The sequence below is a fragment of the Bradyrhizobium sp. SZCCHNR1043 genome (genome assembly GCF_032489675.1).
GTDB lineage: Bacteria > Pseudomonadota > Alphaproteobacteria > Rhizobiales > Xanthobacteraceae > Bradyrhizobium.
On sequence record NZ_JAUEYN010000003.1, the window covers coordinates 250,954 to 275,794 of the forward strand.

24 protein-coding genes are annotated in these 24,841 nt (G+C 66.1%); 18 read left to right on the plus strand and 6 right to left on the minus strand.

Annotated elements, in window-relative coordinates; all coding sequences use genetic code 11:
• Nucleotides 1-64: 64 nt before the first annotated feature.
• From QX039_RS06495 to QX039_RS06520, 6 genes are all read left to right on the plus strand, one after another.
• Nucleotides 65-643, plus strand: coding sequence for a cytochrome c oxidase subunit 3 family protein (locus QX039_RS06495; RefSeq protein ID WP_315738512.1), 579 nt, complete (start codon nt 65-67; stop codon nt 641-643).
• A gap of 3 nt (nt 644-646) precedes the next feature.
• Entirely contained in the window at nt 647-910 is a 264-nt protein-coding gene (locus tag QX039_RS06500; RefSeq protein ID WP_315738511.1) for a cytochrome C oxidase subunit IV family protein, read from the plus strand.
• 102 nt (nt 911-1,012) lie between these two features.
• Nucleotides 1,013-1,465, plus strand: a complete 453-nt coding sequence (locus QX039_RS06505; protein WP_315738510.1) for a cytochrome c — start codon at nt 1,013-1,015, stop codon at nt 1,463-1,465.
• Between the two features lie 37 nt (nt 1,466-1,502).
• A complete protein-coding gene (locus tag QX039_RS06510) occupies nt 1,503-2,849 on the plus strand; it encodes a cbb3-type cytochrome c oxidase subunit I (RefSeq protein WP_315738509.1) in 1,347 nt (448 codons plus the stop codon).
• A 60-nt stretch (nt 2,850-2,909) separates the two neighbouring features.
• A complete protein-coding gene (locus QX039_RS06515; protein WP_315755402.1) occupies nt 2,910-3,719 on the plus strand; it encodes a CbbQ/NirQ/NorQ/GpvN family protein in 810 nt (269 codons plus the stop codon).
• Nucleotides 3,720-3,722: 3 nt separating this feature from the next.
• Complete coding sequence (locus QX039_RS06520) at nt 3,723-5,636, plus strand: nitric oxide reductase activation protein NorD (protein ID WP_315772034.1); 1,914 nt, start codon at nt 3,723-3,725, stop codon at nt 5,634-5,636.
• A gap of 70 nt (nt 5,637-5,706) precedes the next feature.
• Here the strand turns inward: QX039_RS06520 and QX039_RS06525 are convergent, their stop codons facing one another.
• On the minus strand, nt 5,707-6,141 hold the full coding sequence (locus QX039_RS06525; RefSeq protein WP_315738506.1) for a DUF2267 domain-containing protein: 435 nt from the start codon (nt 6,139-6,141) through the stop codon (nt 5,707-5,709).
• A 1,223-nt stretch (nt 6,142-7,364) separates the two neighbouring features.
• Here QX039_RS06525 and QX039_RS06530 point away from each other — a divergent pair.
• Both QX039_RS06530 and QX039_RS06535 read left to right on the plus strand, forming a co-directional pair.
• Nucleotides 7,365-7,607, plus strand: coding sequence for a hypothetical protein (locus QX039_RS06530; RefSeq protein WP_315738505.1), 243 nt, complete (start codon nt 7,365-7,367; stop codon nt 7,605-7,607).
• Between the two features lie 307 nt (nt 7,608-7,914).
• The gene (locus tag QX039_RS06535; protein ID WP_315772036.1) at nt 7,915-8,703 is read left to right on the plus strand and encodes a creatininase family protein; all 789 of its coding nucleotides are present in this window, start codon (nt 7,915-7,917) and stop codon (nt 8,701-8,703) included.
• Between the two features lie 115 nt (nt 8,704-8,818).
• Here the strand turns inward: QX039_RS06535 and QX039_RS06540 are convergent, their stop codons facing one another.
• Complete coding sequence (locus QX039_RS06540; protein WP_315772037.1) at nt 8,819-9,757, minus strand: LysR family transcriptional regulator; 939 nt, start codon at nt 9,755-9,757, stop codon at nt 8,819-8,821.
• Between the two features lie 153 nt (nt 9,758-9,910).
• Between QX039_RS06540 and QX039_RS06545 the strand changes: the two genes are divergently transcribed.
• Genes QX039_RS06545 through QX039_RS06575 form a run of 7 tightly spaced genes read left to right on the plus strand, consistent with a single transcriptional unit; the run spans nt 9,911 to nt 16,418 of the window.
• Nucleotides 9,911-10,885, plus strand: a complete 975-nt coding sequence (locus QX039_RS06545; protein ID WP_315772038.1) for an N-carbamoyl-D-amino-acid hydrolase — start codon at nt 9,911-9,913, stop codon at nt 10,883-10,885.
• 26 nt (nt 10,886-10,911) lie between these two features.
• On the plus strand, nt 10,912-11,733 hold the full coding sequence (locus tag QX039_RS06550; RefSeq protein ID WP_315772040.1) for an ABC transporter substrate-binding protein: 822 nt from the start codon (nt 10,912-10,914) through the stop codon (nt 11,731-11,733).
• Entirely contained in the window at nt 11,730-12,584 is an 855-nt protein-coding gene (locus QX039_RS06555) for an amino acid ABC transporter permease (protein WP_315772042.1), read from the plus strand. The genes QX039_RS06550 and QX039_RS06555 overlap by 4 nt, the downstream gene beginning before the upstream one ends.
• Nucleotides 12,581-13,348: an amino acid ABC transporter ATP-binding protein gene (locus tag QX039_RS06560; protein WP_315772090.1), complete on the plus strand. Its 768-nt coding sequence runs from the start codon at nt 12,581-12,583 to the stop codon at nt 13,346-13,348. Before QX039_RS06555 ends, QX039_RS06560 begins: the two co-directional genes overlap by 4 nt.
• Before the next feature lie 4 nt (nt 13,349-13,352).
• Complete coding sequence (locus tag QX039_RS06565; RefSeq protein ID WP_315772044.1) at nt 13,353-14,171, plus strand: ABC transporter substrate-binding protein; 819 nt, start codon at nt 13,353-13,355, stop codon at nt 14,169-14,171.
• Complete coding sequence (locus tag QX039_RS06570; protein ID WP_315772045.1) at nt 14,158-15,051, plus strand: polysaccharide deacetylase; 894 nt, start codon at nt 14,158-14,160, stop codon at nt 15,049-15,051. Before QX039_RS06565 ends, QX039_RS06570 begins: the two co-directional genes overlap by 14 nt.
• A complete protein-coding gene (locus QX039_RS06575) occupies nt 15,048-16,418 on the plus strand; it encodes an amidohydrolase family protein (RefSeq protein ID WP_315772047.1) in 1,371 nt (456 codons plus the stop codon). Before QX039_RS06570 ends, QX039_RS06575 begins: the two co-directional genes overlap by 4 nt.
• Before the next feature lie 6 nt (nt 16,419-16,424).
• On the opposite strand, the gene upp is transcribed toward QX039_RS06575, so the two are convergent.
• The 3 genes from upp to QX039_RS06590 form a co-directional block, all read right to left on the minus strand.
• Complete coding sequence (gene upp, locus QX039_RS06580) at nt 16,425-17,054, minus strand: uracil phosphoribosyltransferase (protein ID WP_315738496.1); 630 nt, start codon at nt 17,052-17,054, stop codon at nt 16,425-16,427.
• A 274-nt stretch (nt 17,055-17,328) separates the two neighbouring features.
• Entirely contained in the window at nt 17,329-18,558 is a 1,230-nt protein-coding gene (locus tag QX039_RS06585) for a URC4/urg3 family protein (RefSeq protein WP_315772049.1), read from the minus strand.
• Between the two features lie 15 nt (nt 18,559-18,573).
• Nucleotides 18,574-19,830 (minus strand): GTP cyclohydrolase II, encoded by a 1,257-nt coding sequence (locus QX039_RS06590; protein ID WP_315738494.1) that lies wholly within the window; start codon nt 19,828-19,830, stop codon nt 18,574-18,576.
• Between the two features lie 249 nt (nt 19,831-20,079).
• Here QX039_RS06590 and QX039_RS06595 point away from each other — a divergent pair, with 249 nt between their 5' ends.
• Both QX039_RS06595 and QX039_RS06600 read left to right on the plus strand, forming a co-directional pair.
• Nucleotides 20,080-21,309: an amidohydrolase family protein gene (locus tag QX039_RS06595; RefSeq protein ID WP_315772050.1), complete on the plus strand. Its 1,230-nt coding sequence runs from the start codon at nt 20,080-20,082 to the stop codon at nt 21,307-21,309.
• Between the two features lie 27 nt (nt 21,310-21,336).
• Entirely contained in the window at nt 21,337-22,263 is a 927-nt protein-coding gene (locus tag QX039_RS06600; RefSeq protein WP_315772052.1) for an N-carbamoyl-D-amino-acid hydrolase, read from the plus strand.
• Nucleotides 22,264-22,513: 250 nt separating this feature from the next.
• Here the strand turns inward: QX039_RS06600 and QX039_RS06605 are convergent, their stop codons facing one another.
• Nucleotides 22,514-23,173 (minus strand): aspartate/glutamate racemase family protein, encoded by a 660-nt coding sequence (locus QX039_RS06605; protein WP_315772054.1) that lies wholly within the window; start codon nt 23,171-23,173, stop codon nt 22,514-22,516.
• A 128-nt stretch (nt 23,174-23,301) separates the two neighbouring features.
• On the opposite strand from QX039_RS06605, the gene hydA reads away from it, so the two are divergent.
• Complete coding sequence (hydA, locus tag QX039_RS06610) at nt 23,302-24,771, plus strand: dihydropyrimidinase (RefSeq protein WP_315772056.1); 1,470 nt, start codon at nt 23,302-23,304, stop codon at nt 24,769-24,771.
• Nucleotides 24,772-24,841: the final 70 nt, after the last annotated feature.

The window sequence follows — 24,841 nt, forward strand, 5'->3', positions numbered from 1 at the left end:
CGCGCCGACAAAGAGTCCAACCGACGGTCCGACTAGCCTCTCGACGTTCAACTCGGAGGCAGGGATGTCGGCGCTCGCTTGTGAGCCGGAGCCGGAGGAACGTTGGGGCGTGCTGGATGGTCTGCCCGGCGACGCCATGATGTGGGTGCTGATCCTCAGCGAGCTCGTCGCCTTCGGCCTCCTGCTGGGCGGTTTCGTGGTGGCGCGGGCCCTCAACCCCGTCATGTTCGCGGTCGGGCAGGCGATGCTCGATAGCCGCCTGGCCGCTGTGAACACGGCCGTGCTGGTCACCAGCGGCTGGGCCGCCGCGCGAGCTGCTGCTTCGGCGCGGCACGCCTCGACCGGGAGCGCCCGGCGCTGGCTCGGGCTCGCCATGTTGCTGGGTGCCGTTTTCATCGCCGTCAAGCTGACGGAATATGGCGGCGAGATCGCCGCCGGCGCGGGCATGGAGACATCACCGTTCTTCACGCTCTACTTCCTACTGACGGGCTTTCACCTCCTGCATGTTCTGCTCGGCATCGTCATCCTGGCCGTCGTCGGCCGCGGCGCCACCGCCAATGGCGTCGAGACCGGGACCGCCTTCTGGCACATGGTCGACCTGGTTTGGATCGTCATGTTTCCGGTCCTCTATCTGGTCGGTTGAGCCATGTTCCGTGACCGTCTCGATCGGGCCTGGCTTCAACTGCTGGTCCTTGCCATTGCGACGCTTGCGGCGTCGCTGCTGCTGCCGAGCCGATGGCTCGTCGATGCGGCCGCACTGCTGCTCGCATTGGCAAAGGGCAGGGTGATCGTGCTCGATTTTCTCGGCTTGCGCGATGCGCCCGCGCTGTGGCGCGGCCTGCTCACCACGTGGCTGGCGGCTCTCGTTGCGCTTGCCGGGCTCGCGGTCGCGATCCGCGCGCTCATCTGATCGGCCATCGCCGCGCTCGTTGCGCTCCGACAAAGAGCCCCTCGGCATTGCCGGTAGATTGCTTTCACACCATCGAACTTCACCAAACGGAAAGGACGTGTCATGGCGGAACGCCTGACCAAGTCGGCCGCGCGGAACGTCTTTTACGGCGGTTCGGCCTTCTTCTTTGCGATCTTCCTCGGGCTCACAGCGCACAGCCACTACTACATGGTCACGACCTCGACCAATGCGTCGACGCTGTCCGACGGCGTCGCACGCGGCAAGCACGTCTGGGAGAAGAACTCCTGCATCAATTGCCATACCCTGCTCGGCGAGGGCGCCTATTTCGCGCCCGAGGTCGGCAATGTCTGGGACCGCTGGGGCGGCAGGCAGGACCCGGCCGCCGCGCGCGAGATGCTGAAATCCTGGATGCAGTCGCAACCCTCCGGTGCGCCCGGCCGCCGGCAGATGCCGCAGTTCAATCTGTCCGACCAGGAGCTCAACGACCTCGCCGACTTCCTGCAATGGGCCGACACGATCAAGCGTCAGGACTGGCCGCCGAACAAGGCCGGCTGAGCCGGCATCCCGCCCCCCGTCATGAGAGAGATCCGCGATGAGATATGAGACCCAGAAGGTCGCGATGCTGTATTTCTACGGCGCGCTGACGCTCTTCCTCGCCCAGGTCATCTTCGGCCTGCTCGCCGGCACCATCTACGTGCTGCCGAACACGCTGTCGGTCCTGCTGCCCTTCAACATCGTCCGCATGATCCACACCAACGCGCTGATCGTGTGGTCGCTGATCGGCTTCATGGGGGCGACCTACTTTCTGCTGCCCGAGGAGACCGAGACCGAGCTCTACAGCCCGCTGCTCGCCAAGATCCAGTTCTGGATGTTCTTCGGCGCGGCGGGGGCTGCCGTCGTCGGCTATCTCTTCCACTACCATGAGGGCCGCGAGTTTCTCGAGCAGCCCTTCATCATCAAGGTCGGCATCGTCGTCGTTTGCCTGATGTTCCTGTTCAACGTCACCATGACAGCCCTGAAGGGCCGCAAGACCACGGTAACCAACATCCTGCTGTTCGGCCTGTGGGGCGTGGCGATCTTCTTCCTGTTCGCCTTCTACAATCCGGCCAATCTCGCCGTCGACAAGATGTACTGGTGGTACATCGTCCATCTCTGGGTCGAGGGGGTCTGGGAGCTGATCATGGCCTCTATCCTGGCCTTCCTGATGATCAAGCTCAACGGCATCGACCGCGAGGTGGTCGAGAAGTGGCTCTACGTGATCATCGGGCTCGCGCTGTTCTCCGGCATCCTCGGCACCGGCCATCATTTCTACTGGATCGGCGCCCCCGGCTACTGGCAGTGGATCGGCTCCTTGTTCTCCACCCTCGAGGTCGCGCCGTTCTTCACCATGGTGATCTTCACGGTACAGATGACCTTGAAGGCTGGCCGCAAGCACCCGAACCGCGCTGCGCTGTTGTGGTCCGTCGGCTGCTCGGTGATGGCCTTTCTCGGCGCCGGCGTCTGGGGCTTCCTGCACACGCTGTCGTCGGTGAACTACTACACCCACGGCACCCAGGTCACCGCTGCGCACGGCCACCTCGCCTTCTTCGGCGCCTATGTGATGCTCAACCTCGCCGTGATGGCCTATGCCGTGCCGCAACTGCGCCAGCGTGCGCCCTACAATCAGTGGCTCTCGATGGCGAGCTTCTGGATCATGTGCACGGCGATGATGACGATGACCTTCGCGCTGACCTTCGCCGGCGTCGTCCAGGTGCATCTGCAGCGCGTGCTCGGCCAGAGCTACATGGACGTCCAGGACCAGCTCGCGATGTTCTACTGGGTGCGGCTCGGCTCCGGTGTGTTCGTGGCGATCGCGGCGCTGATGTTCGTCTGGGCCGTGCTGGTGCCCGGCCGCGCCAAGGAGCCCGTGATCCCCGGCGCGCTGCAGCCGGCGGAGTGAAATCCCGCAGGCGGCGGCCTCGATGCCGCCGCCCGCATCCCCCGATATCGGAGAGTGACCATGAAAGCCGCGCTGCACGCGATCGATACCGCCCCGTCGTTTCCCTCGTACACGCCGACCGGCAATGAATGCGCGCTGTTCGAGCATGCGTTCCGGCATCGCCTGCCGGTGCTCCTGAAGGGCCCGACCGGCTGCGGCAAGACCCGCTTCGTCGCGCACATGGCGGCGCGGCTGGAACTGCCGCTGCACACGGTGGCCTGTCACGACGACCTCACCGCCGCCGATCTCACCGGACGCTATCTGCTCAAGGGCGGTGACACCGTCTGGACCGACGGCCCGCTGACCCGCGCGGTGCGCGAGGGCGGCATCTGCTATCTCGACGAGGTGGTCGAGGCCCGCAAGGATGTGACCGTGGTGCTGCATCCCCTCACCGACGACCGCCGGATCCTGCCCTTGGAGCGTACCGGCGAGGAGCTGATCGCGCCCGACGGTTTCATGCTCGTGGTGTCCTACAATCCTGGCTATCAGTCGCTGCACAAGGCGCTCAAGCCGTCGACACGGCAGCGCTTCATCGCCATCGAATTCGGCTTCCTGCCCGCCGAGCAGGAGATCGCGGTGGTTGCCGCCGAGAGCGGGCTGCCGCCGGAGCGCGTGCGGCCGCTGGTGGCGCTCGCGCATCGCCTCCGCGCGCTGCAGGGCCATGACCTGGAGGAGGGCGTCTCGACCCGGCTCCTGGTCTATTGCGCAACCCTGGTTGCGGCTGGCACGCCCGTCGCCGACGCCGTGCTGGCCGCGATGATCGAGCCGCTCACCGATGACGCCGACGTCAAGGCCGCTTTGCGCGAGGTCGCGCGTGCCGTGATCGGGTGAGCCATGCTCGACTTTCTCGAACTGGAGGAGACCGTCGGCCGCGCCTGGCACCGCATGGTCGGCACGACCTCGAGCTATCCGGTCCATCCGGATCAGGCCGTCGCGCTGAACGAGATCAGCGGCCGCATCGCCGTGATGTTCCGCGCGCTGGGCGGCGAGAGCGGCGTGCAGGTCGCCGGAGCCAGGGCGCGCAAGTCGGGCCATCGGCTCGGCTGGCGCCAGCGCATTGGCCTCGGCGACGAATGCCTCGATCAGGCCGGGCGCGACGGCGCCACCGTGTTCCTGCCGGAGACCATCGCTTTGCTGCCGGATCGCGCGCTCAATGCGCGGCTCTATCACTGGCTCGCGGCGTGGTTCGCGACCATGGCGGTCGAGCCGATCGCGGAGCGCGATCCGCTGCGGCATGATCTGCTGGCGCTGCGCCGGGCCTGTGAGACGACCTCGCTGGTGCTGGCGCGCTTTCCGGGACTGGCGCGCACGCATGCGCAACTCGCCGAAGCGCTGGCTGCGGCGCGGCCGCGGCGGCCGCTGCCTCGGCTCGAGCAGCAGGTCGAGCATATCGTCATGGCGCTGCTCGGCGCCGGCGCGCCGCCCAAGGGCGCACTGTGGAATGCGGTCATCGCCGGCGGCGCGTTGCCGGAGGCCGCCCCGCCCGGCTATCGGCCGATGCTGCCGTGTCCGCTATGGGGCGATTGCTGGAGCCGCGATGCCGTTGCCGCGGCGCGCGATGACGACGAGACGCAGACGCCCGCGGAGCAGGAGGGGGCACCCGACACCCGCAAGCGCTTCGCGCGGCGCGAGCGCGACGACACGGCCAAGCGCGATCCGTTCATTCTCAACCGCTTCGAGAAGATCCTGGCGATGGCGGAGATGGTCAATGTCGATCGCCCTTCCGACGATACCGACGATGACGATGCCCGCAAGGCCGCCGACGATCTCGATGAGCTCGCGATCGCCAGGCGCAAGGGGCGTCCGGCGAGCAAGCTGAAATTCGATCTCGACCTGCCGCCCGAGGCGGTGGACACGGCCCGTCTCGGCGGCGGCCGACTGTATCCCGAATGGAATTATCGCGGCGGCGCCTATCTGCCGGACCATTGCCGCGTCGTGACCGGCGACGCCGCTGAGGCGGGCGAGGCGTGGGCTCCGGACGATGCGATGCGCCGGCGCATCCGCAGCGTACGGCGCAGGTTCGAGACCTTGCGGCCGCGTCATGAGGTGATGCGCGCGCAGGCCGATGGCCACGACCTGGACATCGACGCGCTGGTGCGCGCGCGCAGCGATCTCAATGCCGGCCATGGCGGACTTGATCGCGTGCATCTGGCGATGCGCCCGCTCGCGCATGATCTCGCGGTGACTCTCCTGGTCGACGTCTCCCTGTCCACCGATGCGTGGATCGACGGCGTGCGCGTGCTCGACGTCGAGAAGGAGGCGCTGCTGGTGCTGGCGCATGGGCTGTCGGCCTGCGGCGACAGCCACAGCATTCTCACCTTCACCTCGCGGCGCAACTCATGGGTCCGCCTGGAGACCGTGAAGGCATTCGGCGAGCCGATGAGCGGGCGGGTCGAGCGCCGTATCGGTGCGCTCAGGCCCGGCTACTACACGCGCATCGGCACGGCGGTGCGTCACGCCGCCGGCGAGCTCGCCGAGCGACCCGAGCGCAAGCGTCTGCTGCTGGTGCTGACCGACGGCAAGCCGAACGACGTCGATCACTATGAGGGACGTTTCGCGATCGAGGACACGCGCAAGGCGGTGCAGGAGGCGCGGCGCGGCGGCGTCGCGGTGTTCGGCGTGACCATCGATGCGTCGGCGCAGTCGTATTTTCCCACCCTGTTCGGCCGCGGCGGCTACGGCATCGTCGGCAACATCAGGCGACTGCCTGCAGCATTGCCCGCGCTGTATCGGCAGATTGCCCATTGAGGTCGGACGTTGGTTGCGAGTTGCGAGCTATCTCTCACTCTTCGGGAGCCAACTGATGGATTGCTCCCCTTCAGGTCGCCGGCTCGCGCAGATTCCGCAACGGCACCGGCAAATGACCCATCAGCTTGTCGAACTCGCCGGGGTCGAGCTTCTCCCAGAGAATCTCGAAGATGCCGCGTGCGGCCCTGAGCGGATCGACCGGAAATTGTGGCGGCAACTGACGGAAGATGTCATCGACGAAATATTCGAGATGACGGTCCTTGGTCGGCGTCGCCGCGTGATGCCAGCCTTCGTAGTAGATACCGCGAATGAGCAGCGGCAGCTGCGCGCCGAAGTTCACGGCGGTCGCCATCGGCAGGCGGTCGCGCAGCACGTGCAGCACCGCGCGCAGCGCGTTGTAGGCCTGCTGTCGGCTCGAGAGCGCGAGGCGCTGCTCGATGGCCTTCAGCCAGATGTTGGTTTCCTGGACGGTGTGATCCAGAGCCGTCACGCCGATCTCGCTCATGTGATTCTCCATGAATGCTGCACAGGATGAATGCTGCACAAGGACCGCTCGCGGGACGCCGAACGAGGCAACAGCGACGACTGATACGCTAGGACGCCTTGTAAGTAGGCGGCGCGTTCTCAGCGAGGATGTTGATCTGCATCAACGCGAATGTTGTGGCCGATCGTGAGGTAAATGGAGGGTCAACCGCGCCGGGCCGCCGTTGACGGTTCCCGCTCATCTGCGCCGAGCTGCCGACAGGATACCGGCGGCGGGGCGGCATCCGTGATCTCACGGGGATCGCGGGGTTCACACTGACAAACAGCAGGACAGCACATCGCGATCTCGCGGCGCAGGTTACGCCCGAGGCTTGCATGACGTCACCCTCTTCAAGTGAGAGGGCGCAGGGAAGGCCGGGAGCTCGCCGCCCCCATGGCCCCCGTGCGGAAAGAATGCACGGGGCAGGAACCACAGGTTCGGCTGAGACATCCCGGCCTTCCCTGCGCGACGGTGTTACGGCTTATACGCATTCTCCCCGGTGAACGGGCTGTCTTGCCACCGTCACCCGCGTGAGGCTGAAACCTCGTCACGAGCTTGACGCCAGCGTCGCGGCGCCAGGACCATGCGATTTCGCCGTCCGCGCCGTGCCGTTCGTCCGCAGGCATGACACCCGCTGCGACACGTCGCGTCCATCGCATCCCGCACTCCACGTCTCGTGACGTTCGCGACACGCCCCTCTTCATGAGGCGGGATGCGCGAAATGTCGTCCCGATTTGCCCGACGGTGCAAGCGGTTTATCTGCGGCAGACTGGCACGACGGGCAATTCGCGCATGGCGGTCATGCCGAGTCATTCATTCGATGCGCCGGGATTTTGCGTGACCTCGCTCAGTTGGAGCGCGCATCTCATGCTGGAATCGGGCTCCTGCCTTCGAGGCGGCGCGAGGTGAGCGCTGCGGGCACTGAGAGACATGCGACCACAGCGCTCGTCGTTCGCGGTGGCGAGCATGACTCCGAGCGTCCGGAAAGCTCGCAAATCTGGAACTCGCGCGACTCGTTCGCAGTGAACATCCCGAGATCATCGCGGGCCGGCGCTGCTCCGTCAGGTTGAACCGTAATCGTCCTGCTTGTGAAGAACACGTCTTCGCTTGCTCGTCGCGACAGACTCACCTTACATCGGAGTCGTCGGAGGCGGAGAGATCGCGTCTCGACACCCCTTCAACTCACGAATCGACGTCGGCTCGCAATGCTCAAGTCTGCCCAAGAGAAGTCTGTTCACAACAAGCCTGCTCAAGACAAATCCGGCAAAGACCTTCCGCTGACCGGCTATGCCGTCGTGGTCGATGGTCAGATCAAGACCGAGTTCAAGACAAAAGAGGGCGCGCACAACGGCGCGCATGACCTGAAGCGCCGGTTTCCGATGTTGCAGATCAGGGTGTACGACGCGGAGACGAAGCAGACCCACGACATCGAGTTGGCGCGGGCGTGAGTCGGCCTGCCGTGCGGGTCCTGGTGTCGTGAGGACGCAAGGCCGTTGCACCTTGTTGAGGTCATCGCAATCGTTGTCGATGTTTGAGTGCATGGAAAGCATGCTCCTGATCTAGCCGAGGGTGCGGTGCCCGCTACTGCGCCCTCGCCCGTTGTGGGAGAGGGCGCAGTAGCGGGCAGCCGCGTCGTGGCTGGAGTGCACGGAGACGGCTGTCGCGGCCTGCGCGCAAGATGCGCCGAGATGCGCCGTTGCGGTGTCGGGTGGTATGAGCCAAGCTTCCTCATCTCCGACCATGCGAGCAGCCATCATGACAGAAACCGCCTGGAACAGACTTTCCGCCGCAGCGCTTCGCGCGCTCGCGGCGCGCGACGCGATCGTGCTGTTGCCGGTGGCCTCGACCGAGCAGCACGGCCCGCATCTGCCGACGGGCGTTGACGACTTTCTGTGCAGCGAGGTCTGCCGTCGCACCGCGCTGGAGCTGGCTCCAGACTATCCCATCGTGGTCGCGCCGACCGTCTGGTGCGGGCTTGCCGACCATCACGTTCCGTTCGGCGGCACCTTCACCCTCGGTCTCGCCACCTACCACGCCGTGCTTAGGGACCTTTGTCGCTCGATCCTGAATGCCGGCTTCCGCCGCATCGTGATCGTCAACGGCCATGGTGGCAACATCCAGGCGCTGGCCACTCTCACCGGCGAATTGACGCGCGAGCTCAATGCGCCGATCGCGACGACGACCTATTTCATGGAAGGGCGCGAGGTGATGGCTGCGGTTCTCGAGGATCAGGAGGGCGTGATGCATGCCTGCGAAGCCGAGACCTCGATGATGATGGTAGTTCATCCCGGCCTCGTCGATGCCGCCAGGCTCGATGCGGCCCATGGGCCAAGCTTCGACATCATGGGCTCGCTGGTGCCGTCGCTGAAAATGTTCAGATCGTTCGCCGACATCACGGCCTCCGGCGTCGCAGGCGATGCGCGCAAGGCATCTGCTGCAAAGGGCGAGAAGCTGCTCGCCGGCTGCGCGGCGGCGCTGGCGGCGCGATTGCGGGCGGGCGAGCCATGGTCGACTGCAACAACTCCGCCGCCAGCCGCAAGATGACAGCGACGCGGAGCATCATCCCGGGAAGCCCGCCGCAGGCAGGCGTTTCGGATGATGGGCCGCAAATGATACGTCCACCGGTTTAATCATGGACGCACCGTGCCGATCGGCAAGCTCAGCCGCGTTCCGCGGAAGCGGCGAGACTCGGAGCCCCGATCGCGTCGACGCAACCGGCGAGACTCCGGCTCGCGTTGCGCACCTCGTTTCGAAACGTCTTCGCCAGATTCGACAGCGGCCTTGCCTCGGACCACAGCACATAGGCCGACACCGTGGTGCAGGGCGTGAACGGCCGTACCACGAGATCAGGCCCGCCCTGACGCGGCGAGAACGGATCGACCACGGCGACGCCGACGCCGGTCGAAGCCAGCACGCAGGCCGTGTTGCAGTAACGCACTTCGACGGTCGGCTGGAAGTCCGCATCGGCTTGCCGGAAGCTCTCGCGCACGGCTTCGCCGAGGCGCGTGCCGCGTTCGAGGCCGATCAGCGGGAACCCGACGAGATCCCGCGCGGAAATCACGTCGCATTCGGCAAGCGGATGCCGGGCCGGCATCACGCAGACCATCTCGCCGGTGTGCACGACCTCATGGGCGATCCCGGGATGGTCGGACAGTCCGAGCGCGAAACCGAGCTCGGCGACATTGCCGAGCACGCCCTCGATGATGCCCTCGTAGCGGCGCACGTCGAAGAACATTCGCGTCTGCGGCCGGCGCCGCAGGAAGCCTGACAAGGTCGGCGGGATGATGCTGTAGGCGAGCGGCGGCGTGGCGACGATCGACAGATGACCCGTCTTCTGCTCGCGCAGGTCACGCACGCGGTTTTCCAGCCGGGCGTGCAAGGTGAAGATCGCCTCGCTCTCCTCATAGAGCGTCATTGCCTCCGGCGTCGGAAACAATCGGTTATTGACGCGCTCGAACAGGGTGAAGCCGGCCTGGGCCTCCATCGCCTTGAGCGCGTTGCTGATCGCGGGCTGCGACAGCGCCAGCTCTTCGGCGGCGGCGACGGTGGTGTGATGGCGAATGACGGCCCGCAGGATCTCCAGCTGGCGCAGGTTCATGGCATGGTCGTCCTATAAGCCCCGGTGATGGTCTCGGCCAAAATATCATAGCGCGCGGCCGTGTGGGCAGATTGCAAATCCCGCGCCGCTTTCGCCAAATGATCCCTTCTTCCAGTGCGCGCATCCAGGCGGCGTTCCGCCTGATCGTTCGGCATGGCGCACAGATCGGAGGCACTATTGAGCCGTATCTTCCGCGCCGCCGCCGCCCAGATGGGACCGACCCAGCGCGCCGACAGCCGGACGCACACGCTGTCCCGCATGATTGCGCTGCTGGATCAGGCCGCCAGCCAGGGCGCGAAGCTGGTGGTTTTCCCCGAGCTCGCCTTCACGACGTTCTTTCCGCGATGGATCCTCGAAGACGAGGCGCTCGACGACCATTTCGAGCGGTCGATGCCAAACCCGGCCGTCGCTGCGCTGTTCGACCGGGCGCGAGAGGTTCGTGTCGGCTTCTATGTCGGTTATGCCGAGCTGACGCCGGACGGACGCCGATTCAACAGCTCCATCCTGGTCGATCCCGACGGCGAGATCATCAGCAAATATCGCAAGGTGCATCTGCCGGGCTCGGTCGAGCCGCGGCCGGGCGCCAGGTATCAGCAGTTGGAGAAGCGCTATTTCGGCTACGGCGATCTCGGCTTTCCGGCGGTGCGCGCCGGCAGCGAATGGGGCGGCGCGATCATGGGGATGATGATCTGCAACGACCGGCGCTGGCCGGAATCGTGGCGCGTGCTCGGGCTCCAGGGCGTGGAGCTGGTCTGCGTCGGCTACAATTCCGCAGCCTACGATCCCAATGGCGGCACCACCGAGGATGCCTCGCTGCGCACCTTCCATTCGACGCTGGTGGCGCAAGCCAACGCCTACATGAACGCGACCTGGGCGATCGCGGTCGCCAAGGCCGGCGACGAGGACGGCAGCGGGCTGATCGGCGGCTCCTGCATCGTCGATCCCAATGGCTGCATCGTGGCGAAGGCGACGACGCTCGCCGATGAGGTCATCGTCGCCGACATCGACCTCGATCTGTGCCGCCAGGGCAAGGACAAGATGTTCAACTTCGCGGCGCATCGCCGGCCGGATCAGTACAAGGTCATCACCGAGCGCGCCGGCGTGGTCGAGCCGGTCGCGGTCGATTAGCCGTTCACATGGGGGAGTGTCGCAGGATGCGCCGTTCGTCGTTCGCAGGTTTCGTCATCCTCGCCTCGCTCGCTCCGGCGGGAGCCGCGGAGCTGCCCGCCGAGATCAAGCAGGCTGGCGTGCTCAAGCTCACGGTCAACTCGACCTACGCGCCGATGGAATATCACGACCCCGCCACCAACGAGCTGAAGGGGCTCGACATCGACCTGGCCAACGAGCTGGCGAAGCGGCTTGGCGTCAAGATCGTCTGGAGCGAGACGCCGTTCGCCGAGCTGATCCCATCGCTGCAGACCAGGCGCGCCGACTTCATCATCTCCGGCATCTCCGATCGCGCCTCGCGGCGCGAGACCGCCGACTTCGTCGACTATCTGGTCACAGGCCCGCAATTCTTCGTGCTGGCGGAGAGCGATGCCAAGGTCGCGACCGATCTGTGCGGCAGGAAGATCGGCACCACGCGCTCGACCAGCTTCCCGCAGGAGATCGAGAAATGGAGCAAGGCGGTCTGCGAGGCCGCCGGCAAGCCGGCGGCGCAATATGTGCCGGGGGAGAACTCGATCGATGTCCGCAACCAGCTGAAGCAGGGCCGCATCGAGGCCGCCGTGCAGGGCAGCGAAACCTTGCCCTATGCGCAGTCGCAGGAGACCGGCAAGTATCGCATCGTCGGTGAGCCCATCGCCTTCGGCTACCAGGGCATCATGTTCCGCAAGGATGATGCAGGCTTTCGTGAGGTCGTGACCGAGCAGATCAAGGCGATGATCGCCGACGGCAGCTACAAGGTCATTCTCGACAAATGGGGTCTCGGCGCCAATGCGGTGCGCGAGCCGATGCTCAACGCGGCGCCGCAATGAGCCGGAGCGAGGCGCTGGCCGGCGGCTTCCCGGATCTGTCCGGACACAGGATCGCCCGCGAGGCGCACTGGGGCCGCTGGCTCGCGGCTGCGGTCATCGTCGTCATCCTCGTCGCGATCGGGTGTGCCTTCGCCAAAGGGCAGATCGAGTGGTCGTTCGTCGAACGTTTCCTGACCGCGCCGGTGATCCTGCGCGGCATCGTCAACACCATGGTCATGGCCGTCGCGGCGATGGCGCTCGGCATCGCGCTTGGCGTGGTCGTCGCGATCATGCGGCTGTCGCCCAATCCGGTGCTGAGGTCGGTCGCCGCCGGCTACACCTGGCTGTTCCGCGGCACGCCGCTGATCCTGCAGCTGCTGCTGTGGTTCAACCTCGCGCTGGTGTTTCCGACCATCGGCATTCCCGGCCTGTGGAGCGCGCGCGCCGTCGACGTGATGACGCCGTTCCTGGCCGCGCTGCTCGGGCTCGGCATCAACCAGGGCGCCTACACCTCGGAGGTGATGCGGGCCGGGCTGCTGTCGGTCGACGTCGGCCAATACGAGGCGGCGCAGGCGATCGGCATGGGACGGCTGCAGGCGCTGCGCCGGATCATCCTGCCGCAGGCGATGCGGGTGGTGATCCCGCCGCTCGGCAACGAGTTCATCGGCCTGGTCAAGGCGACCTCGCTCGCCAGCGTGATCCAGTATCCGGAGGTGCTGCACTCGGCCGAGAATATCTACTACGCCAATTCGCGCGTCATCGAGCTCCTGATCGTCGCCGGCCTCTGGTATCTGCTCGTGGTCTCGGTCCTGACGCCGCTGCAGATGCTACTCGAACACCGTTTTGCCCGCGGCATCGCGCGGGGTCGCTGATGACGCCGCTCGTCGCCATCCGTCAGGTCAGCAAGCGCTTCGGCGAATTCCAGGCGCTCAAGCAAGTCTCGCTCGATGTCTTCGAGGGCGAGGTGGTCTGCCTGATCGGGCAATCCGGCTCCGGCAAGACCACCTTGCTCCGTTGCGTCAACCAGCTGACCACGGCCGACAGCGGCGGCATCTGGCTCGACGGCGCGCTGCTCGGTTTCCGCGAGCAGGATGGCCGGCTGCATCGGCTGTCGGAGCGCGAGATCGCGCGGCAGCGCCTCGCCTGCGGCATGGTGTTCCAGCGCTTCAATTTGTTTCCGCACATGACGGCGCTGGAGAACGTCATCGAGGGGCCGGTGCAGGTGCAGAAGCGTGGACCGGCCGAAGCGAAGGACGAGGCCATGGCGCTGCTGCGGCGGGTGGGCCTCGTCGACAAGGCGGGCTCCTATCCATCGCAATTGTCGGGCGGCCAGCAGCAGCGCGTCGCCATTGCGCGCGCGCTCGCCATGAAGCCGCGGCTGGTGCTGTTTGATGAGCCGACCTCGGCGCTCGATCCCGAGCTGGTCGGCGAGGTGCTCAGCGTGATGAAGGAACTCGCGACATCGGGCATGACCATGCTGGTGGTGACGCATGAGCTCGGCTTCGCGCGGGAGGTCGCCGACCGGGTGGTCTATATGGATCAGGGTGTGATCGTGGAGAGCGGCCCGGCCCGTGAGGTGCTGCGCGCGCCGCGCGAGGCGAGAACAAAGGCATTTCTGGCAGCTGAAGTGGGGTGAGGTGATGGGTTTAAAGTCGATCATGTTGGCTGGGTTCATGAGCGCGGCCGTGGCGGGCGCGGCTCTCGCCGCCGAGCTGCCGGCCGAGATCAAGCAGAGCGGCCTGCGCATCGCGGTGGTGCCGAACTATCCGCCGATGGAGTTCAAGGATCCGGCCACCGCGACCTTGACCGGTTTCGACGTCGAGCTCGGCGAGGCCTTGGCCAAGAAGCTCGGCGTCAAGGCGGTGTGGCAGGAGACGAGCTTCGACCAGTTGATGCCGGGCCTCGCCACGCAACGCTTCGACATCATCCTGACCGGCATGACCGACTACAAGAGCCGGCAGGACACCGCGACCTTCCTCGACTATCTGCGCAGCGGTCCGCGCTTCTTCGTCCAGGCGTCGCGCGCGGCCGAGCTCAAGGAGCCGGCCGCGCTGTGCGGCAAGAAGGTCGGCGCCAGCAGGCGCACGATGTTCCCCAAGGACATCGCCGCCTGGAGCGAGAAGAACTGCGGCGCGAGCCCGATTCAGTTCGTCGGCACGGAAGGCTCGGCCGATGCGCGGACCCAGCTCAAGCAGGGCCGCATTGACGCCGCCGTGCAGGGCAACGAGACCTTGCCCTACATCATGGATCTCGAGCCGAACACCTATGTGCCGGTCGGCGCGCCGATCGCCTACCAATATACGGGGCTGGCGACGCCATTGAAGGCGGACGAGCTGCGCGAGGCCTTGCGCGCCGCGCTGGAGGGCCTGATCGCCGACGGCAGCTACAAGGCGCTGCTGGCCAAGTGGAAGCTCAGCGACAATGGAATCGAGAAGGTGCTGATCAATGCTGGACAGTAAGGCGCTCGCAGGCATTCCGCTCATTCCCGCCAACACCGCGCCGCCGGCGCCGGACTATCCATGGCCTGCGCCGTATCGCGCGGCCATGTTCCTGTCGTTCGACATCGACGCCGAGAGCGCCTGGACCTCGAAGGATCCGGCGCATGCCGCGCGTCTGGTGACGATGAGCTTTGGCGGCTATGAGGCGCGCGTCGGCACGCCGAAGCTGCTCGAGCTGCTCGCCGAGCTCGATCTCAAGGCGACGTTCTTCATCACGGGCTGGTCGGTCGACGCGCATCCGGCGATGGCGGAAGCCGTGCTGAAGGCCGGCCACGAGATTGGCCATCACGGCTATCACCATCTGTTGCCCGATCCCGGCGATCCCTTCATCGTCGAGGAGATCGAGCGCGGCTTCGAGGCGATCCAGCGCCGGCTCGGCGTCCGGCCGATCGGCTACCGCGCGCCGTTCGGCGAGTTCTGCGAGGAGCTGCTGACAGCGCTGGTGCGCCAGGGCATCGTCTATACCTCGTCGTTCCGCGATGACGTCAGGCCGTATCGCCATCGCCTCGCGGACGGCAAGCCCGGCACGATCGAGATCCCGGTGACCGCGAGCTATGACGACTGGATGCACGGCCTGTCGGCGCGGTTCTCGCCGCGCTCGATCTTTCCGAAAGAGCATGTGCTGTCGATGTGGAAGGACGAACTGGACGAAGTCCGCGACTGGGGCGCGATGGTGACGACCGTGCTGCATCCGCAGGTCTCGGGGCGGCCGATGCGTTTCCGCCTGTTGCGCGAGTTCCTGACCTACGCGAAGTCGTGCCAGGACGTGTGGATCACGACCGGGGCCGAGATCGCGGCGAACTATCAGCGTCATGAGGCGGCGGAAGCGAAGGACGCATGAGCACGACCGCGATCTTCGGCAGCTACGTGCTGGCGCGCAAGGACGGCGCGCAGGACGTGCTGCGCGACCGTTGGGTGCTGATCGAGGGCAAGCAGATCGCGGCCGTGACGGCCGATAAGCCTGCGGCGGACGAGGTGTTCGACCGGCCCGGCCGCTTCGTGCTGCCGGGCCTGTTGAATCTGCACAACCACATCTTCAGCGAGGCGATCGCACGCACGCTCACCGAGGACGGCAACGGTCGGCGCAACAACAAGAGCATCGTCTACACGGTGCTGCTGCCGCTGTCCAAGCGCGGGGCCGAGATCCTTTCGGTGGAGGAGCGGCTGGCGATCGGCCGCATGGGGGTGCTGCAGCTCCTGAAGGGCGGCGCCACCACGGTGATGGAGCCGTTCCGCAACACGATCCCGGAGCTGTTCGATGCGGCTCTCGAGATGGGCCTGCGCTTCTACGGGGCGCCCTATCTGTTCTCGACATCAGATGCCAAGGCGGATGCCTCCGGCGTCGTGACTTACGCGGGCAATGACGGCGAAGCCGACATGGCGATCTGGAATGCGTTGTATCAGCGCTGGCACGGCCAGGGCGACGGCCGTATTCGTCTCGCGATGAGCCCGCACGCGACCGATACTTGCGGACCGGATTTGTTGCGCGCGGCTGTGAGCCGGGCGCGCGAGCTCGACATTCCCATCACGACGCACATGGCGCAGAGCGCAGGCGAGGTCGCGACCATCGCGCAACGCTATGGCCGCACCCCGGCCGAATATCTCGATTGGCTCGGCCTGCTTGGTCCCGATCTGCTGGCCGCGCATTGCCACGCCTCGACCGATGCGGACCTTGCGCTGATGGCGGCGCGTGGTGCCGGCGTGCTGAACTGCCCGCGCGTGTTCGCACGCGCCGGCGTCACCGCCGCCTTCGGCCGCTTCGCCGCGCATGGCGTCCGCACGGCGGTCGGCACCGACGGCTACAACATGGACCTGCTCGGCGAGCTCAACGCGGCATCGATGATCTCGAAGGTCGCGCTGGGAAGCGCCGAGACCGCGAGCGCGCCGGAACTGATCGACGCGGTCACGGCGATCGCCGCCGCGATGATCAAGCGGCCTGATCTGGGCGTAATAGCACAGGGTGCGACCGCCGATCTCACCGTCGTCGACATGACGCATCCGCATCTCCAGCCGCTGCACGATCCCCGCCGCGGCCTGATCGCCCTCGCCAACCGCGCCAACATCGACCAGGTGATGGTCGACGGCCGGCTGCTGATCCACGACGGTCGCTATCTCCACGGCAACGAGGCGACCATCATGGCCGCAGGTGCTGCTGCGATCGAGAGGATCTGGGCGCTGCCGGAGGCGCAGGCCGCGTTCGCCGGCTGACCGCTGCTACCTCGTGCCGTAGGCGCGGTCGCCGGCATCGCCCAGACCCGGCACGATGAAGGCGTCGTCGTCGAGGCCCTCGTCGATCGCGGCGGTCCACAGCGCAACATCAGGATGCAGGCCGCGCACGCGCTCGACGCCTTCGGGGGCGGCGATCATGCAGACCATGCGGATGTCCTTGGCGCCGCGCTCCTTGAGCCGGTCGACCGCGGCGACCGCGCTGTTGCCGGTCGCGAGCACCGGTGTGACGACGACGGCGAGACGCTCCTGCAGGTCGGATGGTGCCTTGAAGAAGTACTCGACGGCGGTGAAGGTCTGCGGCTCGCGGTAGAGGCCGATATGGGCAACGCGCGCGGTCGGCACCAGGTCGAGCATGCCGTCGACGAAGGTGACGCCGGCGCGCAGCACCGGCACGAACACCAGCTTCTTACCGGCGATCTTGGCCGACTGCATCCGCGCCAGGGGCGTCTCGATTTCTACCTCCGTGAGCGGCAGGTCGCGCGTGACCTCGTAGCACAGGAGCATGCCGATCTCCTTGAGCAGCTCGCGGAACGACTTGGTCGAGATCGACTTGTCGCGGATCAAGGTCAGCTTGTGCTGCACCAGGGGATGATCGACGACCGTGACGCCTTCCATGGCTTTCATCTCCGAAGCGTAGGGTGGGCGAAGGCGCGAAGCGCCGTGCCCACCTGATATTAGCTCAGCTTGGAATGGTGGGCACGCTGCGCTTTGCCCACCCTACAGGCACTTCATCAGTTTCGTCATTGCGAGGAGCGGAGCGACGAAGCAATCCAGACTTCCTTCCTGGCCCTGGATCGCTTCCGTCGTCGCCCTTCGGGCTATGGCGGACAAATCGCTTCGCTCGCAATGACGGAGGCGCAAGATCGATGAGTTTAGCCTCAAACCCCCCTTAAAACACCGTGCCGTCGCTGATGATGGTCAGCGGCGGCGAGCCGTCCGGGCGGCGAGCGAAGGCGAGCTTGCGGCCGGCGCCCCAGCTGCCGCCTTCGAGGATTCGCGCCAGCGGCAGCTGCTCCGCGGTCTGGCCGGTGCGCTGACGGATCAGCAAGGCCAGACGGTCGAGCAGGGCGACGGTCAACGCGCGCCATTCCACCACCAGCGGCGAGTCGACTGCATGGGCGCGCGCGGCATCGGCAGGGTCGCGCAGCAGCAGCACGCCGCCATCGACGAACAGACCGCCATTGCGGTATTCGGCAAGGCCAGTGAGGCCGTCGATGTTCTCGACCACCAGGCCCGCGCGCTGCAACGGTTCGATCAGCGAATAGCTCAGCCATTGCGACAGCTTGTGCAGCGGGACGAGGTTGCTGATGCCATCGTCAGTCGGCAGTGACGGATGACGCCAGCAGTCCCCGAGACTGGTGCCGTTCAGCAGGATGCGCGAGGGCCAGATCCGGCCGAACTGACGCAACACCGATTGCAGGATCGCGTCCGCCTGAATGCGGCCGTCCTCAGCACGCGCGGCGAGGTCATCGAACAAGCCGCCAGGTCTTGGCGTGTCACAATTTGGGAAGATGCTCCGATCGGAATGGGGATTGACGACGGCGCCCAGCCTTCGCAGCAATTCGACCCGGCCTTCGAGCCCGACCAGTGGATTGTCGGCACCGACCTGAAAGCCGCGTTCGAGATCGCCGACGGTGAGCTGCTTCAGCTTCGCTGCATCGGCCCGCAGCGGATCGCTCGCGTCGGCCGAAAACGCACCGCTTGCGAACATGTCGAGGCTGGCCAGCGCCAGTCCCTCGGAGCGGCCGATACGCGTGTCACTCATGACATCATGGTAACGCCACGCCGCGCCGGCGCCCGCGTCGAGCAGCACGCTGGTGATGGCGAGATCGAACTCGGCGCGCGCCCGTGAGGCCGCATCATTCCACTGAATCTTGTCTGCGACAGCGGCCCAGCGATCGACGCCGCCGACCACGAAATGCCGCCAGCGCGAGTGGAACGGCACCTCGCCATCGGGATAGGCCTTGCTGGTGACGTCCAGCACGAGGTCGGCGATCGCATCGAGCTTGCCGATCTCGACCCGAAAATGCGGCAGCTTGTCGGCGAGACCGAGCACAAGCATCTGATGCGCCCGCTCGCGCACTGCGCGGGCTGAGAGGAGATAGGCGACGTCGTCCATGATCGGCTGCTGCGCTCAGTATTTCTCGAGCGGTCGGCCGACGGTGTCGCCGAGCGCCTCGGGCTTCTGCGGCTCCAGCGAGAAATAGCCGGCCGCCTTCTTCGCCGCGATCTCGACATGGGCATCCGCCGGAATCAGCTCGTCCGGGATCGGCACGCGCTCGACGATGTCGACGCCTTGGCCCACCAGTGCGTCATGCTTCATGTCACTCATCGAGATGAAGCGGTCGATGCGTTTGATGCCGAGCCAGTGGATGACGTCAGGCATCAACTGCTGGAAGCGCGCATCCTGCACGCCGGCGACGCATTCGGTGCGCTCGAAATAGGCCGCCGCGGCGTCGCCGTCCTCCTGGCGCTTGCGCGCATTGTAGACCAGGAACTTCGTCACCTCGCCGAGGGCGCGGCCCTCCTTGCGGTTGTAGACGATGATGCCGAGGCCGCCGTTCTGCCCGGCCGCGACACATTCCTCGATGCCATGGATCAGATAGGGGCGGCAGGTGCAGATGTCGGAGCCGAACACGTCGGAGCCGTTGCACTCGTCATGCACGCGACATGTAATCTTCGTCCGGCTGTCATTGAGCTTGTCGACGTCGCCGAACAGATAGACCGTGGTGCCGCCGATCGGCGGCAGGAACACCTGCAGGTCGGGCCGGGTCACCAGCTCCGGATACATGCCGCCGGTCTGCTCGAACAGGCCGCGGCGCAGATTGGTCTCGCTGGTGCCGAACCGCGCGGCCACGCCGGGCAGGTACCACACCGGATCGATCGCGATCTTGACCACCGACACGCTGCCGTTGGCGTGCACGACATCGCCATCATGAACGAGGCGCTTGGCCGCGAGCGCCGCATGCAGCTCCGGCAGCTCGATGCGCGCCTTGGTCACGGCGATCGTCGGCCGGATATCGATTCCTTCCGCGATCTCGCCGCCGAAATTCTCGGCGACCAGATGGCCCCAGGGATCGAGCGCGACGATCTTCGCCGGATCGCGCCACTGCGCGAACGGGCCGATGGTAGCGGCGGGATGGGTGTTGGTGAGATCCGGACGGCGGATCGGATCGAGCGCACCAGATGATACCGCGAGCGCGCGGTAGACCGTGTAGGAGCCGCCATGGCTGCCGATCACGTTGCGGTCCTGCGGACGCGACACCGTGCCGATGATCGGGCCGCGCTCGCGCGCGCTCTCGGCGCCCCAGTGGAGCGGGAAATTGTGCTTGGCGCCTGGCACCGGGTGCGAGGTCAGGCGAATGTGATCCGTACGGTTGGAGCGAGTCATCGGACAGCTACCCCCAAAACGGCAACGGCCCGCCTTGACGACGGGCCTGAGCAGAACGAGTTCACGTTTTCCATGCATCAATATAGCAGTTTTTCCCCGGCAAACAAGTGGTTCCCGGCGGCCGTCTATTTGTAAACGAATGGTATCGACCGCTGGCCGCGCGTTGCGGCGGACGGGCCTTGGCATGGCGCTTGCCTTTTCGCAGCCGGGCCGCCAGCTTGGCGCGCGTATGGAATCCCTGGCGGCAGCATGGACCTGATCATTCGCAACGCGGTGCTGGCGCAGCAGGGCGAACTGCGCCGCGCCGATATCGGAATTTCCGATGGTGTCATCGCCGCGATCGCGCCGTCGCTGCCAGCCGACGGCGCGGAGCGCGACGCGGAGAATTGCCTCGTCGTTCCCGGCTTCATCGAGACGCACATCCATCTCGACAAGACTTGCATCCTCGACCGCTGCACCATCCGCGACGGGACAGTCGCCGAGGCGGTGCGCGAGACCGCGGCCGCGAAACGCAACTTCACCGCTGATGATGTCTACGCGCGAGCGAAGCAGACGGTGGAGCGCTGCGTCAGCCATGGCACGATGCGCATGCGCACCCATGTCGAGCTCGATCCCGGCATCGGCTTCATCGGTTTTGAGGCGATCCGGCGGCTCGCGCACGATTATGCCTGGGCGCTCGATCTCGAGATCTGCGTATTTCCGCAGGAAGGTCTCACCAATTATCCCGGCACCGAGGAGCTGCTGATCGAAGGCCTGCGCCGCGGCGCGCGAACCATCGGCGCCGCCCCGTATTTCGACACCGACCCGCCGGCGCAGATCGACCGCATCTTCGCGATCGCGCGCGAGCACGACGTCGACATCGACATGCATCTCGATCTCGCCGAGACGCTCGATCACATGCAGATCGAATATGTCTGCCGCAAGACCGAGGAATATGGCTGGGGCGGCCGCGTCGCCGTCGGTCACGTCACGCAGCTGTCGCTGCTGCCGCCGCAGCGCTTCAAAGCCATCGCTGCGCAATTGGCCAATGCCGGCGTCGCCGTCACCGTGCTGCCGTCGACCGACCTGCATCTGATGGGCCGCCGCCACGATCATGCGATCCCGCGCGGCGTGGTCCCGCTGGAGCCGCTACGCGCTGCGGGTGTGACCTGCTCGCTCTCGACCAACAACGTGCTCAACCCGTTCACGCCCTATGGCGACGGCTCGCTGATCCGCATGGCTAATCTCTATGCCAATGTCTGCCACGTCTCACGCCCTGACCATCTCGCCGGCTGCCTGGACATGGTGACCCATGATGCGGCAAAGCTGATGCGGCTCGGCGACTACGGCATCACCGTCGGCGCGCTGGCCGATCTCGTCTGCATCGATGCAGCCGATCCGACCGAGGCGGTCTCGACCCTGGCGCAGCCGCTGTGGGGGCTGAAGCGCGGCCGCCCATCGTTCTCGCGGACGCGGCACGTGCTGCATCGGCCTGGGTGACGCCAGAGTTAGAATAGGAGACCAACCATGCGCGTGATCAACGTTGCCGCCGCCCAGATGGGGCCGATTCAGCGCGCCGACAGCCGCGAGGCGGTGGTGGCGCGCATGATCGCACTGCTGGACGAGGCCAAGCGCCGGGGGGCCGATCTGATCGTCTATCCAGAGCTGGCGCTGACGACGTTCTTTCCGCGCTGGTACTTGGAGAATCAGGTGGAGGTCGATAGCTGGTTCGAGCTGATGATGCCGAACGCCGCCGTGCAGCCGCTGTTCGATCGCGCCGCGCAGCATGGTATGGCGATGTATCTCGGCTATGCCGAGCTGACGCCGGATGGGCACCACTACAACACCGCCATCCTCACAGATCGCAGCAGCACCATCGTCGGAAAATACCGCAAGGTGCATCTGCCCGGCCACGAGGAGTTCGAACCGGAGCGCAGCCACCAGCATCTGGAGAAGCGCTATTTCGAGCCGGGTGATCTCGGCTTTCCGGTGTGGCGCGATCTCGGCGGCATCATCGGCATGGCGATCTGCAACGACCGCCGCTGGCCGGAGACCTATCGCGTGATGGGGCTGCAGGACGTCGAGCTGGTGCTGATCGGCTACAACACGCCGTCGGTGAACTCATTGAAGAGCGCCGAGGGCCTGCAGCAGCGCCTGTTTCACAATCGCCTCTCGGCGCAGGCCGGCGCCTATCAGAACTCGTGCTGGGTGGTGGCGGTCGCCAAGGCCGGCGTCGAGGACGGCCATCACCTGATCGGTGGCAGCCTGATCGTCAATCCCGACGGCGAGATCGTCGCGGAAGCCGTGACGGAAGGGGACGAGGTGCTGGTCGTGCCGTGCGATCTCGATGCGACGCGGTTCGGCAAGCAGACGATCTTCGACTTCGCAAGGCATCGGCGGATCGAGCATTACGGGCTGATCACCAGCCGCACGGGCGCGGTGCCGCCGGAGTGAACAACGAGTTTTTTAGCTGCCGGAGCTAAGCAGATCGCAGTTATTGTGCTCGACTCCAGCGACGACAATGGTGTCGTCCCGGCGAACGCCGGGACCCATACCGCGGAAGCTATCGAGGAACGTGACTGTTAGTTGCCTGCCTCACCGCAGCCGGTGGTTATGGGTCTCGGCTCAAGGCCGGGACGACAGCCGTGTGTGAGGCGACCGGTCGGGCAGATCAGCGAATGCAGAGCGCAAGGCTCAGCGCCACTCACCCGGCAAACGCCACCGCGCCGAGCGCCATCGTCACCGCAGCCTGGGTCGGATCGATCACCGGAATCCCCAGCGCCTCCTCTAAGCTCTTCCGGTGCCGCGCCATGCCGGCGCAACCCATCACGATGGCGCCGGCGCCGTCCTCCTCCTTCAGCGCGCGGCCGACCGCGATCATCTTCGCCAAGGTGCCTTCGCCTGACGCCGTCTCCGCCACGGTCATGTCCAACGGCCGTTCCGCGGCCAACCGATCCATCAAGCCCATCTGGCGGAGATAGCGGATGTGGCGGCGGATCGAGCGCTGCGCGATGGCGAGAACGCCGAACGTGTCGGCGCGGGTCAGCGCGGTGAGCACGCCGCATTCGGCGATGCCGAGCACCGGCCGTGCCGTGGCCTCGCGGCAGACATGCAGGCCAGGGTCGCTGTAGCAGGCGATCACGAACGCGCTGGACGCGTTGTCGCCCTCGACGAGACGCCGCAGCGGCAGGGTGACGCTGTCGGCGTCCTTCTGGCTCTCGATGCCGTATGGACCTTCCTTCAAGGTCTCGCAGACGATCTCCGGCCCGTCGGCGAACATCAGCGGCTTGAGCGCCGCCGCCAAGCCGTCGGTGACCACCTGGTTGGAGTTCGGATTGATCACGGTGATGCGCGGGCGGGACATGGGAGCTACCTGCTTCTTCAGTGTTGACGGCGCGTGACAGGCAACCACTATGCCATGGCTGACGCAATGGGGCCGATGCGGTCGTCTCGCGTCCACGGCGTTCCATCTGGCAGAACTAGGAGATCGCGATGACCGAGCCGGCCTATGACCTGATCATCCGGGGAGGGCGCGTCGCCACCACCACCGACACGTTCGAGGCCGACGTCGCGGTATTAGGCGAAACCATCGCGGCGATCGGCCGCGGCCTCGGCCGGGCCAGGCGCGAGATCGATGCGCGCGGCAAATATGTGCTGCCCGGCGGCGTCGACAGCCACTGCCATATCGAGCAGCTCTCGGCGGCAGGGATCGTCAATGCCGACACGTTCGAGAGCGCCACCACGTCGGCCGCCTTCGGTGGCACCACGTCCGTGATCTCCTTCGCGGCCCAGCATGTCGGCATGCAGTTGCCGCAGGTGGTCGAGGACTATCACGCGCTGGCGCGCAAGGGGGCCGTGATCGACTACGCGTTCCACATGATCGTCGCCGATCCGACCAGGGAGACGCTGGAGCGGGACCTGCCGGCGCTGATCCGCCAGGGCCACGGCTCGATCAAGATCTTCATGACGTACGACCGGCTCAAGATCGACGATGAGCCGCTGCTCGACATTCTCGTCGCCGCGCGCGAAGGCGGCGCCATGCTGTGCGCGCACGCCGAGAACCATGGCATCATCTCCTGGATGGTAAAGCGGCTGCTGTCGCGCGGCTACACCGCGCCGAAATATCACGCCATCAGCCACGCCCGCTTCTCCGAGGCCGAAGCGTTCAACCGGCTGATCGGCATGGCCGCCCTCGTCGATCAGCCGATCATGATCTTCCACGTCTCGACCGCGGAAGGCGCCAAAGTGATCCGGGATGCGCGCGGGCAGGGGCTGAAGGTGTTTGCTGAGACGTGCCCGCAATATCTGTTCATGACGGCTGATGATCTCGACAAGCCCGGCATCGAGGGTGCGAAGTGGATGTGCAGTCCGCCGCCGCGCCGCGCGCCCGATCAGGAGGCGCTGTGGCAGGCGCTGTCGCTCGGCGACCTGCAGACGATCTCTTCCGATCACGCGCCGTATCGGTTCGACGAGACCGGCAAGCTGCGCGCCGGCCCCAACCCCAACTTCAAGCAGATCGCCAACGGCCTGCCGGGCCTGGAGCTGCGGCTGCCGCTCTTGTTCGACGCGATGGTGTCTAAGGGGCGGCTGGGCCTCAACAAGTTCGTCGAGCTGACAGCGACGGCGCCGGCCAAGATCTACAATCTGCATCCGAGAAAGGGCGCGATCGCGATCGGCGCCGATGCCGACATCGCGCTGTGGGATCCGGACAAGCACGTCACGATCAGCGATGCCGCCATGCACGACCTCGCCGGCTACACGCCATTTGCGGGGCGCAGCGTGCAGGGTTGGCCGGTGACCGTGCTGTCGCGCGGCCGCGTCATCGTTGACGGCGGCAGACTGTCGGCCCAGCCCGGCTCCGGCCAGTTCCTCGCCCGCAGCGGTGGCGAGGCTGCGAAGCCGACGGGGCGCCTGGTCGCGGATATGGACCCGGAGCAGAATTTTGGGGTGAAGCTGCTCTAGGCGCGAAGAGCTGTTGGAGTCGCTGATCATGTTGACGCGGTCGCTCCGCTGTCCGCCGTCATGCCCGGGC